The sequence below is a fragment of the Shewanella sp. 11B5 genome (assembly GCF_002836795.1).
In the GTDB taxonomy this organism is placed as follows: domain Bacteria; phylum Pseudomonadota; class Gammaproteobacteria; order Enterobacterales; family Shewanellaceae; genus Shewanella; species Shewanella frigidimarina.
The window spans coordinates 1-2,303 of sequence record NZ_PJAP01001096.1; the positions used below are offsets into that span (position 1 = coordinate 1).

General features: G+C 39.6%; 2 protein-coding genes. One reads left to right on the forward strand and one right to left on the reverse strand.

Annotation, left to right across the window (positions count from 1 at the left end):
• A partial coding sequence (locus tag CXF78_RS20700) for an SIMPL domain-containing protein (RefSeq protein ID WP_102037819.1) occupies positions 1–603 on the reverse strand: 603 nt, incomplete at its 3' end.
• A 392-nt stretch (positions 604–995) separates the two neighbouring features.
• On the opposite strand from CXF78_RS20700, the gene CXF78_RS20705 reads away from it, so the two are divergent.
• On the forward strand, positions 996–2,219 hold the full coding sequence (locus CXF78_RS20705; protein WP_102037820.1) for an HD-GYP domain-containing protein: 1,224 nt from the start codon (positions 996–998) through the stop codon (positions 2,217–2,219).
• The last annotated feature ends 84 nt before the right edge of the window (positions 2,220–2,303 follow it).

Genomic DNA, 2,303 nt, shown 5'->3' on the forward strand with positions numbered 1-2,303 from the left:
ACCTAATCGGCTTTGTGAATCGGTAGCAAATTTTTCAGCAACTGAACGTGCATTGGTGGTCGACTCTTCGATCATTTTCGGTTTAACGTCATTTAATCGGCTGAAAATATATTCGACTTGGGCATCATAGTTATTTTGCGAGAAAACAATTCCCATTTTACCTAGCTCAGTTAATTGAGGCATAGCACCGCGAACTTTATCTATGTCATTAGAATATACCGTAATGGTTTGCGACGCCGTATAGCGCAATTCTACTGGTTGATTTCCACCATACTGTTGCGCCAATTTATCAGTAATAGTGGGGGCGGCGAGAGTGATCTCTTTGGGATCGATATTTTGTTCGGCTAAAAAGTTAACCACTTGGTTATTTTGTGCTTCGAGCTGTTTGTACAGTTCATCGAGATTATTATTGGCAGCTGTAAATTGGATAGGCCAAATGACGATGTCGGCAGGATATTCATTTTCTGCCAGACCTTTTACCGTGACGCTGCGGTCGAGTAACTTGTACTCAACAATGGCTTGTTTGAGTAATACGCCTAAAGCGCCTAAGCCCAGTGCAATTAATATTCCGAAAATAGCAGCACTACGAGACGAACTTTGCATAACAACATCCTTATTATAGGTGGGGAGTGGTGATGTAACGTTGGCTTTATGGCTAACGTTATTTTTGTTATAGGGTGTTAATTGCCGTATCACACAGTCATGAAACGTCAATATTTTCGCTAACATTATGGATTATCGGCAATGATAAGCTTCCAAATTAATGACAATCATAATCGAATATGAGTTGAATATTGGTTTTATGGATTATTTTTAATCCTAGTTTTGCTTAATGCTTGTCTAGCAACAATACTTAAGTTGGCATATTACTGACTCGTGTTGTTGTTATTTAAATCGCTCTGCCATTTATACAGCTCGGTCATCTAAATAAGTCTGTTTACGCATTTAATAGAATTTAATGCTGTTAGATTAACATCGTTTTAAAAGGAATTAATATGTCATCTCGCTTAACAGCACAGCTTATTCAAAATGGTTTTGATGATGGCTTACCAGTATGGCGTCGGATCATTTTCACGCGACTGTTTAGTGTGCTGGCTTTGTTATGTATCCCGATTTATATCACCAGCGTATATTTGTGTATTGTTCAAAATCTTTGGGGCATGGCAATATTTGATACCGTGGCTTACGGGGTATTATTATTCATTTTGTTTTATCCACGAATTAGCGATACACAAAAATTTACCATAGGTTGTTATCTTGCGTTTGGTATCGGAATCGGCTTTATAGTCGCTATTGGCCCTTCTGGCGCAGGTTTTTTCTGGTTATTTGTTTTCCCTCCTCTGAGCAGTATTCTTCTTGGTGACAAAATGGCGGTATGGGCCCAGGTGACGAATGGTATATCGTTATTAGTCATCGGTATCGCTTACCATTATCAACTGGTTCATTGGCCCGACATCAGCGGCTTTTCGACCTTGATTTGGTATGTAGTGGCGATTAACTTTCTAGTCACTAATGCAATAGTGACTCAGTCGACTTCTTATTTATTGGGTAAGTTAACACACTCTTTAGAGTCTACTTTAGCCTCTCGTACAGCAACAGTTATGGGGTTAGCTAAACTGGCAGAGTATCGTGATAATGAAACCGGTGCGCATCTGATTAGAATGCAGCAGTATGCCAATATGTTAGCAAAACAAAGATTAACCGATGAACATGTTCCAGAAGAGTTAACTGACGCTTTTATTCAAGAAATTAGCCTATCAGCCATTTTGCATGATATTGGTAAAGTGGGTATCGCCGATCATATTTTGTTAAAACCAGGGCGCTTATCGGTAGAAGAATTTGAACAAATTAAGGCTCATCCAGTGATTGGGGAAAAAGTGCTTAACAGTTTATTAGCGTATGCCCCTCAGTGTACATTTATACGAATGGGACGCGACATTGCTGGCGCTCACCATGAAAAGTGGGATGGCAGTGGTTATCCTAATGCGTTGGCAGGAGAATCTATCCCTTTGTCAGCCAGAATTGTAGCCTTAGTCGATGTGTACGATGCATTAACATCACCACGATGTTACAAAAGGCCTTTTAGTCATGAAGAAGCGATGACGTTAATTCTTGAAGGAAAAGGCAAACACTTTGACCCCAAATTGGTCGATAGCTTTATGGTTATTAGTGAACAATTTGCAGTGCTGTCAAAAGCATCTTTACTCGAAGAGGATTAACCCTTTGATGAAAGGGTATATACAATAATGCCAGTCCTGGGGACTGGCATTATGAAAAAATATTATACAGTGTCGATATCAGCC

Excerpts from the sequence above, each read along its gene's own strand:
- CXF78_RS20705 (WP_102037820.1), top strand. The coding sequence starts at position 996 with ATGTCATCTCGCTTAACAGCACAGCTTATTCAAAATGGTTTTGATGAT.